Consider the following 13,684-nt stretch of genomic DNA (forward strand, 5'->3'; position numbering starts at 1 on the left):
TATAAAAATACCGGTCATATGGGTATTATCCCACGTATTTGGATCCATTTCTTTTACGCTAGGGTAGATTAAATCAAATAATTTATTTTCAGGTAAGTATCTAAAAAAAAGGAGAAAAAAACAAACCCAAGACATTGCAAATAAATACCAAGTGATGATTTTTTGGATATGCTTCATTAATACACCTGAATAGTGCCGTATGCACGAATGCTGGAGGTAACCAGTATTCGTGGAGTGTTTAAGAGAGCTTGTCTGAGTATGTTATAATGAGCTCTGCTGGGGAGCGTTATGCAACCATTACTGACACCCTTATAACCCGCTGGGTGTAATCTGAAATATCCCCGACTGACCTTACTATAGAACGTAACGTCATCTAATTTTTCATCCTCTCTGAATAATCCGAACCAGATATCGCGGTCTGAACCGCTAATCTCTGACGCAGTATAGTCTTTAATCGCGCTGAAAACCCCGCCTTTCGGACGTGAAACAATATAGTATTTACCAGGGGGGAGTGGTCCTATGTCCTTAATTGTTACCGAGTCAGGGTTATTTCTATGCTCCCCACTGTTACCGGAATATGCTGGGAAGAAGCCAACACCAGGGCAGCTAAGATTCGATAGTTGTCCACCGTTTAAATGAAATGTACAACGAATCACCGCTCACTCCATGAATCAGAAAATATCAAATTCCCGTCGCAGTGTTTCCAGGTTATTCGCTCATATCTAAGGGCAATACTTTCAAGGTGATTATGTTTTTCAGTTGCTGCGTTTTTTACGTCGTGCATTAGGGGACAAATTGAAACCACCCTCACTGTTTCGAGTAGCATGTTGAAATATTCAACTTCCTGACCGGCATCATTGATTTTGTACCATTTGAATTCAGCCTCCTTAAGGGTTTGCCCAGTGGCTACCGCTTTGTAAAGATATGGGCTGGAGCTATCGAACTCCTTTTCGAATACAAGTGCGCTATGCACTCGTGTTCCTGTTATTTTCCCTGTGTTGTTGTCGGTAGGGAGGTGCAGGCCATGACCAAAGCCCAGGATCTCAATGCTCCCCTCACGGTCGCGAACATCTACGGAACCATTGATATTTGCTCCTCCATCATCTTTTAACCACAAATATGCAGGTATAGCCATTTCTAAAATTCCATTTCATATAAGTAAGGAGGCTTTAATAAACGACATATTGCATGAGAACACAAGGCAATAAATGCCATACATTTTCAATATATTTTATTGATATTTATGGAGGGAATGGAAAACTTGAATTTAATATGAGTGGTAATAATAAACATATAAAAATTATTGATATTTTTGGGGGGGGAGCATATCGCTTAATTTTGATGTTGAGAAGGACTTTATAACGCTATCAAGTAAGAACCTGAAAGTAGCAGCACAAACAGTAACGTGGGTTATGTCAGGAAGGCGCTGTGGTGTTTTTTATAAATCACGTCCACAGGAAGCATGAAAAATGTGCAGCTCGTGAAGAAAAATCGCGCTGAGGGCTCAATTTTGGGCGTTAAATAGTCCGCATTTGTCTATCACGAGAAAATACTAAGTTGCTGATTATACAATAATCGCATGATTTTCTTTAACTTTTAAAACCTATCCCTTAAATAGACATTATCTATACATCTTTTGACATTTGACCTGCCTGAACGATTGGATTTTTATAATCCATTATTAATCAATGTATTGAACAAAAAATTCCATCTCTGTGAACCCACGCAGCAGGGTCTATGCTTAGTAAAAGTAGTCAAAAAGGGCGATTAACCCGAATGCCCCTGCTGTTGAGGGGTTGAAGTGATAATCATTATCACTAACATGATGTTATAGCTTTAACGCTAGTGACTCGAGGTAACCCTATGGAATTGCATTCAGGAACATTTAATCCGGACGATTTTGCATGGCGTGGACTCACGTTAACACCAGCTGCTGCGGCGCATATCCTTGAGCTGGTGGCGAAGCAACCCGATATGTTGGGCGTACGGCTAGGTGTGAAGCAAACAGGGTGCGCGGGATTCGGCTACGTGCTGGATACCGTCCGCCAACCCGAAAAAGACGATCTGCTGTTTGAAACGGATGGCGCCAGACTTTATGTGCCGTTACAAGCAATGCCGTTCATCGACGGCACAGAGGTCGATTTTGTTCGCGAAGGATTAAATCAGCTTTTTAAATTTCATAACCCGAAAGCCCAGAACGAATGCGGCTGTGGCGAAAGTTTTGGGGTATAGGCGGTACTATGTCTCGTAATACTGAAGCAACTGACGATGTCAACACCTGGGCTGGCGGGCACCTTAATTACAAAGAGGGCTTCTTCACCCAACTGCAAACCGATGAGCTGGCGAAAGGGATCAATGAAGATGTCGTGCGTGCGATTTCGGCAAAACGAAATGAACCTGACTGGATGCTGGAATTTCGCCTGAATGCCTTTAAAGCATGGCTGACGATGGAAGAACCACACTGGCTGAAAGCGCATTACGACAAACTAAATTACCAGGAGTATAGCTATTACTCCGCGCCGTCCTGCGGCAATTGTGATGAAACCTGCGCATCTGAGCCGGGAGCGGTACAGCAAACGGGGGCGAATGCGTTTTTAAGCAAAGAGGTTGAGGACGCATTCGAACAGCTTGGCGTGCCGGTCCGTGAAGGCAGAGAGGTGGCGGTTGATGCCATTTTTGACTCGGTGTCGGTGGCGACCACCTATCGCGACAAACTGGCGGAACAGGGCATTATTTTCTGTTCGTTTGGTGAGGCCATTCACGATCATCCAGAGCTGGTAAAACAGTACCTGGGCACGGTTGTCCCGGGCAATGACAATTTCTTTGCCGCGCTAAATGCGGCGGTGGCATCCGACGGTACGTTTATCTATGTACCGAAAGGTGTGCGTTGCCCAATGGAGCTGTCGACCTATTTCCGTATCAACGCGGAAAAAACCGGGCAGTTTGAACGCACCATTCTGGTTGCGGATGAGGGCAGCTACGTCAGCTATATCGAAGGCTGTTCAGCCCCGGTGCGTGACAGCTACCAGCTGCATGCGGCGGTGGTGGAGGTCATCATCCACAAAAATGCCGAAGTGAAATACTCCACGGTGCAAAACTGGTTTCCCGGCGATGGCAATACGGGCGGTATTTTGAATTTCGTCACCAAGCGCGCGCTCTGCGAAGGCGAAAACAGCAAAATGTCGTGGACGCAGTCGGAAACCGGCTCGGCCATTACCTGGAAATACCCAAGCTGCATTTTGCGTGGCGACAACTCGATCGGCGAATTCTACTCCGTCGCGCTGACCAGTGGTCACCAGCAGGCCGATACCGGCACCAAGATGATCCACATCGGCAAGAACACCAAATCGACCATTATCTCGAAAGGGATCTCCGCCGGTCACAGCCAGAATAGTTATCGCGGTTTAGTGAAGATCATGCCGACCGCCACCAACGCCCGCAACTATACCCAATGCGACTCGATGTTGATTGGTGCGGATTGTGGGGCACATACCTTCCCGTATGTGGAGTGTCGTAACAACAGCGCCCAGCTTGAACATGAAGCCACCACGTCGCGTATTGGTGAAGACCAGTTGTTTTACTGTTTGCAGCGCGGCATCAGCGAAGAGGATGCCATTTCGATGATCGTGAATGGTTTCTGTAAAGACGTGTTCTCTGAACTGCCGCTGGAGTTTGCCGTGGAAGCGCAAAAACTTCTCGCCATAAGTCTTGAGCACAGCGTCGGTTAAATTTTAAGGAAAGCACATGTTAAGCATCAAAGATTTACAGGTCAGTGTGGAAGATAAGGCGATCCTGCGTGGGTTGAGCCTTGAGGTTCGACCCGGAGAAGTTCACGCCATTATGGGACCAAACGGTTCGGGGAAAAGTACGCTTTCCGCAACTCTCGCTGGACGGGAAGACTACGACGTCACTGGCGGGACGGTAGAGTTCAACGGCAAGGATTTACTGGAACTGTCGCCGGAGGACCGGGCCGGTGAAGGGATCTTTATGGCATTCCAGTATCCGGTGGAAATCCCTGGCGTTAGTAACCAGTTTTTCCTGCAAACGGCACTGAATGCGGTGCGCAGTTACCGTGGCGAAGAGTCGCTGGATCGATTCGACTTCCAGGACCTGATGGAAGAGAAAATTGCGCTGCTGAAGATGCCGGAAGATTTGCTCACGCGTTCGGTTAACGTCGGTTTCTCCGGTGGTGAGAAAAAACGTAATGACATTCTGCAAATGGCCGTGCTGGAGCCTCAGCTGTGCATTCTTGATGAGTCAGACTCCGGGCTGGATATTGATGCGCTGAAAATCGTTGCCGATGGCGTGAACTCACTACGTGACGGGAAACGCTCATTCATTATCGTCACTCACTATCAGCGTATCCTGGACTATATCAAACCCGATTTTGTTCACGTTCTCTACCAGGGGCGAATTGTGAAGTCCGGCGATTTCACGCTGGTCAAACAACTGGAGGAGCAAGGTTATGGCTGGCTTAGCGAACAGCAGTAACGTGCTGCAACAGTGGCACCATCTGTTTGAGACGCAAGGGGAGACACGCTCACACCATGCGCAGCAGCACTTGCAACAGATGCTGCGTCTGGGACTGCCAACGCGTAAACATGAGGACTGGAAATACACACCGCTGGAAGGATTAACCAACAGTCAGTTTGTCAGTCATGTCGCTGAGATAACGCCTGCCCAATGTGCAGCGTTATCGCCGGCTATTGACGCTATTCGACTGGTATTTGTTGACGGACAATTCTCTCCGACGCTCAGCGACAGCGCGGACGGTAGCGGTTTTGACATTACCATTGACGATGCGCGCCAGGCGCTGCCAGCGGCTATCCAACCGGAAGTGTTTTTGCACCTGACCGAAAGCCTGTCCCGTAGCGTAACGCACATTCAGGTGAAGCGTAACCAGCGCCCCGCAAAACCGCTGCTGCTGTTGCATATTACCCAGGGGGTGGCGGGCGATGAGGTGAATACGGCGCACTATCGCCACCATCTGGAGCTGGCGGAAGGCGCAGAAGCCACCGTCATTGAACACTATGCCAGCCTCAGCGAGCGTCGCCATTTCACCGGCGCACGCTTAACGATGAACGTCGCGGCAAACGCCCATTTGCGCCATATCAAACTGGCGTTTGAAAATCCGCTCAGCCACCACTTCGCCCATAATGATATTCAATTGGGTGCGGATGCGACTGCCGTCAGCCACAGTTTCTTGCTTGGTGATGCGGTATTGCGCCATAACACCAGTACGCAGCTTAACGGTGAAAACACCACGCTTCGGTTGAACAGTCTGGCAATGCCGGTGAAAAATGAAGTCTGTGATACACGGACCTGGCTTGAGCACAACAAAGGCTATTGCAACAGTCGCCAGTTGCATAAAACAATTGTCAGCGATAAGGGGCGGGCGGTATTCAATGGTCTGATCAACGTCGCACAGCACGCCATCAAAACCGACGGTCAGATGACCAACAATAATCTGTTGCTCGGAAAACTGGCGGAGGTGGATACCAAGCCACAGCTCGAAATCTACGCCGACGACGTGAAATGCAGCCACGGGGCGACGGTAGGACGGATCGACGACGAGCAGATGTTCTATCTGCGCTCACGCGGAATCGGTCAGCAGGATGCTCAACACATGATTCTCTATGCGTTTGCCGCTGAGCTGACGGAAGCCCTGGGCGATGAAACGCTGAAACAACAGGTACTGGCGCGGATCGCCCAACGGTTGCCGGGAGGCGCAGCATGACATTCCCCATTGAAAAAGTACGGGCTGATTTTCCGGTCCTGACGCGTGAAGTGAACGGTTTACCGTTGGCGTATCTGGACAGCGCTGCCAGCGCGCAAAAACCCAATCAGGTGATTGATACCGAGGCCGAGTTTTATCGTCACGGCTATGCGGCAGTCCACCGCGGTATTCATACGCTGAGCGCTCAGGCTACGGAAAAAATGGAGAATGTGCGCAAACTTGCCTCGTTGTTTATTAACGCCCGCTCTGCGGAAGAGCTGGTGTTTGTTCGTGGCACGACGGAAGGTATCAACCTAGTGGCGAACAGCTGGGGTAGCAGCAACGTGCGGGCGGGCGATAACATTATCATCAGCGAAATGGAGCACCACGCCAATATTGTGCCCTGGCAGATGCTGTGTACCCGCGTAGGGGCAGAGCTGCGCGTTATCCCGCTCAATGCCGATGGTACGTTGCAGTTGGAGACGCTGCCGACGCTGTTTGACGATCGCACGCAACTGCTGGCGATTACCCACGTTTCTAACGTGTTGGGTACCGAGAACCCGTTATCGGAAATGATTGCCCTGGCACATCAATTCGGCGCGAAAGTGCTGGTGGATGGCGCGCAGGCGGTGATGCATCATCAGGTGGACGTACAGGCACTGGATTGCGATTTTTATGTTTTCTCCGGGCATAAACTTTACGGTCCAACCGGTATTGGCGTTCTGTATGCCAGAGAGTCGCTGTTGCAGGAGATGCCGCCCTGGGAAGGCGGTGGCTCAATGATTGCGACGGTAAGTTTGAGCCAAGGAACGACGTGGGCTAAAGCCCCCTGGCGTTTTGAAGCCGGAACGCCAAACACCGGAGGTATTATCGGACTCGGCGCGGCTATTGAGTATGTTTCGGCGCTGGGGCTTACTGAAATCAGCGAATATGAACAATTCATGATGCGCTATGCGCTGGAGCAGCTGGCGGATGTGCCGGATTTGACGCTCTACGGACCGGATAACCGCCTGGGTGTGATTGCATTTAATCTCGGCAAACATCACGCCTATGACGTCGGCAGTTTTCTTGATAACTATGGAATAGCCGTGCGGACGGGGCATCACTGCGCTATGCCGCTGATGGCCTACTATAATGTTCCTGCTATGTGCCGGGCGTCGATTGCAATGTACAACACCCATGAAGAAGTGGATCGCCTGGTAACGGGCCTCAAGCGTATTCATCATTTACTGGGCTAACAGGGAGGCGTTATGGCTGCGCTACCGGATAAAGAAAAGTTGCTGCGTAATTTTCTGCGTTGCGCTAACTGGGAAGAGAAATACCTGTACATTATTGAACTGGGTCAGCGTTTGCCGGAATTAAACGACGACTTACGCTGCCCGGAAAATAGCATCCAGGGATGTCAAAGCCAGGTATGGATTGTTATGAACCAGAATGGCGAAGGGATTATTGAATTGCAGGGCGACAGTGATGCGGCAATTGTGAAAGGACTTATTGCCGTGGTATTCATTTTGTATGATCGCATGACGGCACAGGATATTGTGAATTTTGATGTGCGTCCGTGGTTTGAAAAAATGGCACTTGCACAACATCTCACGCCGTCTCGTTCACAAGGGCTGGAGGCGATGATTCGGGCTATTCGCGCCAAAGCCGCAACTCTTAGCTAAACTGATAAAACACGTCAACTTTCAGACCGACTTGAAAGCGTTCGTGTAAGGCAACGCAGTGACTCGTAGGCCGGATTGGGCGCTCGCCGCCGTCCGGCAAGAACGCCAGGGGGGTGAGTGAGTATGAAACGCGCGTCTGTTATTACGTTAATGCTAATCGGCGCTTACAGCGCTATTCAGGCCGCATGGGCGGTCGATTATCCTTTGCCCCAGGCGAACAGCCGTCTTGTTGGGCAAAACCAAACTTACACCGTGCAGGAAGGCGATAAAAACCTACAGGCGATAGCCCGTAAGTTTGATACCGCTGCCATGCTGATCCTTGAAGCCAACAATACTATTGCCCCCGTACCTAAACCCGGAACCCTGATTACTATTCCCTCGCAATTACTGCTGCCGGATGCACCACGCGAAGGCATTATTGTGAATCTGGCGGAACTGCGTCTGTATTACTACCCGCCGGGAGAGAATATTGTTCAGGTATTCCCGATTGGTATCGGTTTGCAGGGGCTGGAAACGCCGATGATGGAAACCCGGGTTGGGCAGAAAATCCCGAATCCAACCTGGACCCCTACACCAGGCATCCGTAAACGCTCTCTGGAGCGCGGCATCACATTACCGCCAGTTGTACCTGCCGGGCCAAATAATCCGTTAGGACGCTTTGCACTGCGTCTGGCGCATGGAAACGGTGAATATCTGATCCATGGTACCAGCGCGCCGGACAGCGTGGGACTGCGTGTGAGTTCTGGTTGTATTCGCATGAACGCGCCGGACATTAAAGCACTGTTTGCTCAGGTCCGCACTGGCACGCCGGTCAGGGTGATTAATGAGCCGATAAAATATTCGATTGAGCCGAACGGCATGAGGTATGTCGAAGTGCATCGACCGCTGTCGCCGGAAGAGGAACAAAACGTCCAGACCATGCCGTATGTGCTGCCAGCCGGTTTTACCCAGTTTAAAGACAACAAAGCGGTGGACAACAGTCTGGTGGAAAGGGCGTTGTATCGTCGCGCAGGTTATCCGGTCACCGTCACAGTCGGGCAAGCATCGGTCGCAAGCAATGGGCCAGAAGTGAAGTCTGCGCAAAATGGCATGCCGGGAGAGGATGCTGAGGTACGCGCTACGCAATAACAGGGAAGGGAAATTCAGAGCAAAAAAAAATGGCGCACAATGTGCGCCATTTCTATTACACAGATACTATTACTTACGGTATTTAGTAGCTGCGTTGTCCAGACGCTGGTTAGCGCGTGCTGCGTCATCTTTAGCAGCCTGAACGTCGGAACGCATTGCGTTCACGTCGTTGCTCAGCTGGTCAACTTTAGCGTTCAGAGTCTGAACGTCAGAAGACAGCTGATCGATTTTAGCATTGCTGGAGCAACCTGCCAGCAGAGTAGAACCCAGGATTACCGCGCCCAGTACCAGTTTAGTACGATTCATTATTAATACCCTCTAGATTGAGTTAATCTCCATGTAGCGTTACAAGTATTACACAAAGTTTTTTATGTTGAGAATATTTTTTTGATGGGAATGCACTTATTTTTGATCGTTCGCTCAAAGAAGCATCGAATTGTGCAAAAACGGCTAAAAACCCGAGTGAAAACAGAAAGCTTCCATCGGATTCATCTTAGATAATCACGGATTAGATAGTGAAATCCGATTTGATTTTTTATTAATTGTGGCTATCGATAAAATAAAAAAAGCGCCACCAGGGCGCTTTTTTAAGCAAATTAATTCGCGATGGAATTATTACAGTACGTGAACGGATGCGGTGTTGGTGGTGCCGCTCGGAACCAGTGCACCAGAAACCATAACCACGACGTCACCTTTCTGAGCCAGACCGCTTTCCAGAGCGACTTCTTTACCCAGGCGATAGAAATCATCGGTAGAGCTGATTTCTTTAACCACCTGTGCAACAACGCCTTTGCTCAGCACCAGCTGACGCGCGGTAGTTTCGTTGGTGGTCAGCGCCAGGATGGTGGCATCCGGGAAGTATTTACGTACTGCGCGAGCAGATTTACCACCCTGGGTTGCGACGACAATCAGCGGCGCGTCCAGTTTTTCAGCAGTTTCAACCGCGCCACGGCAAACGGCTTCGGTGATGCGCAGTTTGCGGCTGTCGTTGTTGAAGTCCAGACGGCTGGTCATCACACGGTCAGTACGCTCACAGATGGTCGCCATGATGGTAACGGCTTCCAGCGGGTATTTACCTTTTGCAGATTCGCCAGACAGCATTACTGCGTCGGTACCGTCGAGGATGGCGTTCGCTACGTCACCGGCTTCAGCGCGGGTCGGACGCGGGTTTTTGATCATGGAGTCCAGCATCTGGGTCGCAGTGATAACGACTTTACGTGCACGGATACATTTTTCGATGATCATCTTCTGCGCGAAGATAACTTCTTCAACCGGGATCTCAACGCCCATATCGCCACGCGCAACCATGATGCCGTCAGACGCTTCGAGGATTTCGTCGAAGTTGTTCAGGCCTTCCTGGTTTTCGATTTTGGAGATGATCTGGATGTTTTCGCCGCCGTGCGCTTTCAGGTGCTCACGGATTTCAACGACGTCAGAGCGCTTACGGATAAAGGACGCTGCAACGAAGTCAACGCCTTGCTCGCAACCGAAGATCAGGTCTTGTTTGTCTTTTTCAGCCAGTGCTGGCAGTGCGATGGAAACGCCCGGCAGGTTAACGCCTTTGTTTTCGCCCAGGTCGCCGTTGTTCAGCACTTTACAGATAACTTTGTTACCTTCGATGGCGGTAACTTCCATGCCGATCAGACCATCGTCAACCAGAACGGTGTTGCCGACGGACAGATCTTTAGTGAAGCCTTCATAAGTAACAGCAACGATTTCGTTGTTGCCTACGACAGATTTGTCGGTGGTGAAGGTGAAGGTCTGGCCCGCTTTCAGGGAAACGTCGTTACCGCCTTCCAGTTTGATGGTACGGATTTCCGGACCTTTGGTGTCGAGCAGGATTGCGGCTTTCTTGCCGGTTTTGCTCATGACGTTGCGCAAATTCTTGATGCGCTGACCGTGTTCTGCGTAATCACCGTGGGAGAAGTTCAGACGCATGACGTTCATGCCCGCGTCCAGCATTTTGGATAACATCTCTTCGGATTCGGTTTTCGGACCGATGGTGCAAACAATTTTCGTCTTTTTCATGACAGTCTTAGTCTTTAAGTTGAGAAGGATATGGAAATCTGGCTCCCGCCGCGCACGGACGGGAAGCTAAACCTGAGTTACGAAAGTTGTGATGCCTCGCTCTAAGGATAGGTGACATCGAAAAAGCGTGCAGAGGAATGTGTGCTTGTGTTTCAGCCCAACGGGATGGTGAGTTTTGTAGTCGTTGAGTTTTACAGGTCAATGTGCTGAAACCATTCAAGAGACAATTGGCGCGCATTATACGCTGAAAATTATCAAAAAGGAAAATGGAAACAGCGTTTCAAAACACTTCTGTGCAGTTTTACAAAAAATATTCATGAATTTGTTCATCGGTATGGATAAAGAGGTTATCGGGCGTTGCGGTTTGTTGCGCAACAAACTGCATTTAACATCATGATGACTGCGTTTTAAGCCGTTGGCGTTGATGTCGTACTATATTCCTATAAGTTATATCAAATGCGTTTTAATTCATTTTAAAAGCCAATCTCACTGATTACACTCGTTTGGACATCCATACTGCTAAACAGCTAAAAGCGCTAGCAGAAGAACAATAAGCAGCAGCGGATACCCAAACGACATGATTGTCCTGAAAAATATTTCGAAAGTGTTTACGCCAGGCAGGCTTGCCATCACCGCTGTCGATAACGTCAACCTGACGGTTGAACAGGGACAGATTTACGGCATTATTGGTTACAGCGGGGCAGGTAAAAGCACATTAATTCGTTTGCTCAATGGTCTCGAAAAACCGACCTCCGGCAGCGTGACGATTAACGGCCACGATATCTCCGCCGCCAGTGGGGAATCGTTACGCCAGGCGCGACTGAAAATCAGCATGGTGTTTCAGCACTTCAATTTGTTGTGGTCGCGGACCGTTAGCGAAAATATTGCTTTCTCTATGCAAATCGCCGGCGCGTCCAAAGCGTCCATCAAAGCGCGGGTTGCCGAACTGATTACGCTGGTTGGGCTGAACGGCCGTGAAAATGCGTATCCTTCCCAGCTCAGTGGTGGGCAAAAACAGCGTGTAGGAATTGCCCGCGCGCTGGCGAACAATCCGGATGTCCTGCTGTGTGACGAAGCCACCTCGGCGCTGGATCCGCAAACTACCGATCAGATCCTCGATTTACTCCTCGATATTAACCGTCGTTTCAAATTGACCATTGTGCTGATCACTCATGAAATGCACGTGGTACGCAAAATCTGCGATCGCGTCGCGGTAATGGAAAACGGCAAGGTCGTTGAGGAAGGCGATGTACTCAACGTCTTTACCCATCCACAGCAGCCGATCACCCGACAGTTTGTTCGTCAGGTGAGCCAGTACACCGAGGAAGACGAGTTTAATCCGCAGTTGGCAAGCGAACTTGGCGGCGTAGTTATCAAACTTACGTTTACCGGGCAACGCACGCACCGGCCTGTGGTTGGGGAATTGACCCTACGCTATGGCCTGCCGTTCAACATCTTGCATGGCAAGATGACGCAAACCGCACACGGCGCGTTTGGTCAGCTCTGGGTGCACGTGGTGGCCTCTGAAGAACAATTGAATAATATTTTGGCCGACCTGCGCCAGAGCGACATTGAAGGCGAGGTGATTCAACATGGCTGAAGAACTGTTTCCCCATCTGAAGTGGGAGCAACTGTTAGCGGCAACCCAGGAAACGCTGTATATGACAGCCCTTTCGGGGGCGGCGACCTTTATCCTGGGCATCGCGCTTGGTCTGGCTTTGTTCCTGACTGCGCGCGGCGGGTTGTTTCCTAACCGTGCGGTATATAGCGTTATTTCGCTGGTGGTGAATATCTTCCGTTCCATCCCATTCATCATTTTGATCGTGCTGCTGATCCCGTTCACCAAAGCGATGGTTGGCACCATTCTCGGCGCCAATGCGGCGTTGCCTGCGCTGATCGTCGGTGCTGCGCCGTTTTATGCACGTCTGGTCGAAATTGCTCTGCGTGAAGTGGATAAAGGCGTTATTGAAGCGACGCGTTCGATGGGCGCACGGCTGAGCACGCTTATTTTTCGAGTTTTACTGCCGGAATCCTCTCCTGCTCTGGTGTCCGGGATCACCGTGACGCTAATTGCGCTGGTTAGCTACAGCGCGATGGCAGGGGTAATTGGTGCCGGTGGTTTAGGGAATTTGGCCTATCTGGAAGGATTCCAGCGCAACCACAGCGACGTCACGCTGGTGGCGACAGTGACGATTTTGCTCATTGTCTTCATCATCCAGCTTTGCGGCGATGTGATCACCTCTCTGTTAGATAAACGCTAATAAAATACGGAAACCATTATCATGAAAAAATCACTGACGTTACTCGCCGCAGCAACCTTAAGCGCCCTGAGCTTTGCCTCCTGGGCTGATACTCTGACCGTTGGCGCGTCAAACGTGCCGCACGCTGAGATCCTTGAACAAGCCAAACCGATTCTGGCAAAGCAGGGGATCGATTTAGAGATTAAACCGTTCCAGGATTACATTCTGCCGAACACAGCGCTGGCTGGCCGTGAGATTGACGCCAACTACTTCCAACATATTCCGTACCTGAACAGCGTGATTAAAGATCATGCGGGCGATAAAACGTATGACTTCGTCAGCGCTGGAGCGATTCACATTGAGCCGATTGGTATCTATTCGAAAAAAGTGAAATCGCTTAAGGATCTGCCGGAAGGCGGCAAAGTCATCATGCGTGATGCGGTATCTGAGGAAGGCCGTATTCTGTCGATTTTCGAAAAAGAGGGTGTGATCAAGCTGAAGCCGGGCGTGGATAAAGTAACCGCGCGCATTAGCGATATCGTCGAAAACCCGAAAAAGCTGAAGTTCCTGCCTAACGTGGAAGCCGCGCTGTTACCGCAGATGTATAACAACGATGAAGGCGATGCGGTGGTGATTAACGCCAACTACGCCATCGACGCTGGGCTGGATCCAGTGAAAGATCCTATTGCTGTTGAAAGTGGTGAAAACAATCCATATGCCAACATCATTACCGTACATCGTGGCGACGAGAAGAAAAAAGATATCGTGGCGCTGGTTGATGTCCTGCACTCAAAAGAGATTCAGGACTGGATCCGTACTAAATATAAAGGTGCGGTGATCCCGGTAAACAACTAATTCGCTTTTTGCCGGGTGCGGCAGTGCCTTACCCGGCCTACGACATCCTG

Annotated in this window: 15 protein-coding genes; 10 read left to right on the forward strand and 5 right to left on the reverse strand. The window is 50.1% G+C overall.

Translation table 11 applies throughout. From position 1 onward, the window contains the following. Positions 1-176: 176 nt before the first annotated feature. Both BZK41_RS07525 and BZK41_RS07530 read right to left on the reverse strand, forming a co-directional pair. Entirely contained in the window at positions 177-656 is a 480-nt protein-coding gene (locus BZK41_RS07525) for a DUF2778 domain-containing protein (protein WP_079937730.1), read from the reverse strand. After that, positions 653-1,135, reverse strand: a complete 483-nt coding sequence (locus BZK41_RS07530; protein ID WP_079937731.1) for an Hcp family type VI secretion system effector — start codon at positions 1,133-1,135, stop codon at positions 653-655. The genes BZK41_RS07525 and BZK41_RS07530 overlap by 4 nt, the downstream gene beginning before the upstream one ends. A 728-nt stretch (positions 1,136-1,863) precedes the next feature. Here BZK41_RS07530 and sufA point away from each other — a divergent pair. From sufA to BZK41_RS07565, 7 genes are all read left to right on the forward strand, one after another. Then, the gene (gene sufA / locus BZK41_RS07535) at positions 1,864-2,232 is read left to right on the forward strand and encodes a Fe-S cluster assembly scaffold SufA (RefSeq protein WP_079937732.1); all 369 of its coding nucleotides are present in this window, start codon (positions 1,864-1,866) and stop codon (positions 2,230-2,232) included. An 8-nt stretch (positions 2,233-2,240) separates the two neighbouring features. Beyond that, positions 2,241-3,728, forward strand: coding sequence for a Fe-S cluster assembly protein SufB (gene sufB / locus BZK41_RS07540; RefSeq protein ID WP_079937733.1), 1,488 nt, complete (start codon positions 2,241-2,243; stop codon positions 3,726-3,728). A 16-nt stretch (positions 3,729-3,744) separates the two neighbouring features. Continuing rightward, positions 3,745-4,491, forward strand: coding sequence for a Fe-S cluster assembly ATPase SufC (gene sufC / locus BZK41_RS07545; protein ID WP_003832649.1), 747 nt, complete (start codon positions 3,745-3,747; stop codon positions 4,489-4,491). Further along, complete coding sequence (gene sufD / locus BZK41_RS07550; protein WP_079937734.1) at positions 4,466-5,737, forward strand: Fe-S cluster assembly protein SufD; 1,272 nt, start codon at positions 4,466-4,468, stop codon at positions 5,735-5,737. Before sufC ends, sufD begins: the two co-directional genes overlap by 26 nt. Then, positions 5,734-6,954: a cysteine desulfurase SufS gene (sufS, locus tag BZK41_RS07555; RefSeq protein ID WP_079937735.1), complete on the forward strand. Its 1,221-nt coding sequence runs from the start codon at positions 5,734-5,736 to the stop codon at positions 6,952-6,954. Before sufD ends, sufS begins: the two co-directional genes overlap by 4 nt. 12 nt (positions 6,955-6,966) lie before the next feature. Continuing rightward, on the forward strand, positions 6,967-7,383 hold the full coding sequence (gene sufE / locus BZK41_RS07560) for a cysteine desulfuration protein SufE (protein ID WP_003832654.1): 417 nt from the start codon (positions 6,967-6,969) through the stop codon (positions 7,381-7,383). A 123-nt stretch (positions 7,384-7,506) separates the two neighbouring features. Beyond that, a complete protein-coding gene (locus BZK41_RS07565; protein WP_079937736.1) occupies positions 7,507-8,511 on the forward strand; it encodes a L,D-transpeptidase family protein in 1,005 nt (334 codons plus the stop codon). A 69-nt stretch (positions 8,512-8,580) separates the two neighbouring features. Here the strand turns inward: BZK41_RS07565 and lpp are convergent, their stop codons facing one another. From lpp to BZK41_RS27490, 3 genes are all read right to left on the reverse strand, one after another. Next, a complete protein-coding gene (gene lpp / locus BZK41_RS07570) occupies positions 8,581-8,817 on the reverse strand; it encodes a murein lipoprotein Lpp (RefSeq protein WP_003029373.1) in 237 nt (78 codons plus the stop codon). A 309-nt stretch (positions 8,818-9,126) separates the two neighbouring features. Beyond that, positions 9,127-10,539 carry a pyruvate kinase PykF gene (pykF, locus tag BZK41_RS07575; protein WP_079937737.1) on the reverse strand — a complete coding sequence of 471 codons (1,413 nt, stop codon included), beginning with the start codon at positions 10,537-10,539 and terminating at the stop codon, positions 9,127-9,129. Between the two features lie 7 nt (positions 10,540-10,546). After that, complete coding sequence (locus BZK41_RS27490) at positions 10,547-10,741, reverse strand: hypothetical protein (RefSeq protein WP_247753436.1); 195 nt, start codon at positions 10,739-10,741, stop codon at positions 10,547-10,549. Positions 10,742-11,116: 375 nt separating this feature from the next. Here BZK41_RS27490 and BZK41_RS07585 point away from each other — a divergent pair, with 375 nt between their 5' ends. Genes BZK41_RS07585 through BZK41_RS07595 form a run of 3 tightly spaced genes read left to right on the forward strand, consistent with a single transcriptional unit; the run spans position 11,117 to position 13,634 of the window. Further along, entirely contained in the window at positions 11,117-12,139 is a 1,023-nt protein-coding gene (locus BZK41_RS07585; RefSeq protein WP_079937739.1) for an ATP-binding cassette domain-containing protein, read from the forward strand. Continuing rightward, complete coding sequence (locus BZK41_RS07590; RefSeq protein ID WP_079937740.1) at positions 12,132-12,800, forward strand: methionine ABC transporter permease; 669 nt, start codon at positions 12,132-12,134, stop codon at positions 12,798-12,800. Before BZK41_RS07585 ends, BZK41_RS07590 begins: the two co-directional genes overlap by 8 nt. A gap of 21 nt (positions 12,801-12,821) precedes the next feature. Continuing rightward, a complete protein-coding gene (locus BZK41_RS07595) occupies positions 12,822-13,634 on the forward strand; it encodes a MetQ/NlpA family ABC transporter substrate-binding protein (RefSeq protein ID WP_003029358.1) in 813 nt (270 codons plus the stop codon). The last annotated feature ends 50 nt before the right edge of the window (positions 13,635-13,684 follow it).

It is taken from the genome of Citrobacter sp. A316 (genome assembly GCF_002042945.1).
In the GTDB taxonomy this organism is placed as follows: Bacteria; Pseudomonadota; Gammaproteobacteria; order Enterobacterales; family Enterobacteriaceae; genus Citrobacter; species Citrobacter portucalensis.

Coding starts and splice junctions, on each gene's coding strand:
- BZK41_RS07530 (WP_079937731.1), bottom strand. CDS start 1,135: ATGGCTATACCTGCATATTTGTGGTTAAAAGATGATGGAGGAGCAAAT.
- sufA (WP_079937732.1), top strand. CDS start 1,864: ATGGAATTGCATTCAGGAACATTTAATCCGGACGATTTTGCATGGCGT.
- sufB (WP_079937733.1), top strand. CDS start 2,241: ATGTCTCGTAATACTGAAGCAACTGACGATGTCAACACCTGGGCTGGC.
- sufC (WP_003832649.1), top strand. CDS start 3,745: ATGTTAAGCATCAAAGATTTACAGGTCAGTGTGGAAGATAAGGCGATC.
- sufD (WP_079937734.1), top strand. CDS start 4,466: ATGGCTGGCTTAGCGAACAGCAGTAACGTGCTGCAACAGTGGCACCAT.
- sufS (WP_079937735.1), top strand. CDS start 5,734: ATGACATTCCCCATTGAAAAAGTACGGGCTGATTTTCCGGTCCTGACG.
- sufE (WP_003832654.1), top strand. CDS start 6,967: ATGGCTGCGCTACCGGATAAAGAAAAGTTGCTGCGTAATTTTCTGCGT.
- BZK41_RS07565 (WP_079937736.1), top strand. CDS start 7,507: ATGAAACGCGCGTCTGTTATTACGTTAATGCTAATCGGCGCTTACAGC.
- lpp (WP_003029373.1), bottom strand. CDS start 8,817: ATGAATCGTACTAAACTGGTACTGGGCGCGGTAATCCTGGGTTCTACT.
- pykF (WP_079937737.1), bottom strand. CDS start 10,539: ATGAAAAAGACGAAAATTGTTTGCACCATCGGTCCGAAAACCGAATCC.
- BZK41_RS07585 (WP_079937739.1), top strand. CDS start 11,117: ATGATTGTCCTGAAAAATATTTCGAAAGTGTTTACGCCAGGCAGGCTT.
- BZK41_RS07590 (WP_079937740.1), top strand. CDS start 12,132: ATGGCTGAAGAACTGTTTCCCCATCTGAAGTGGGAGCAACTGTTAGCG.
- BZK41_RS07595 (WP_003029358.1), top strand. CDS start 12,822: ATGAAAAAATCACTGACGTTACTCGCCGCAGCAACCTTAAGCGCCCTG.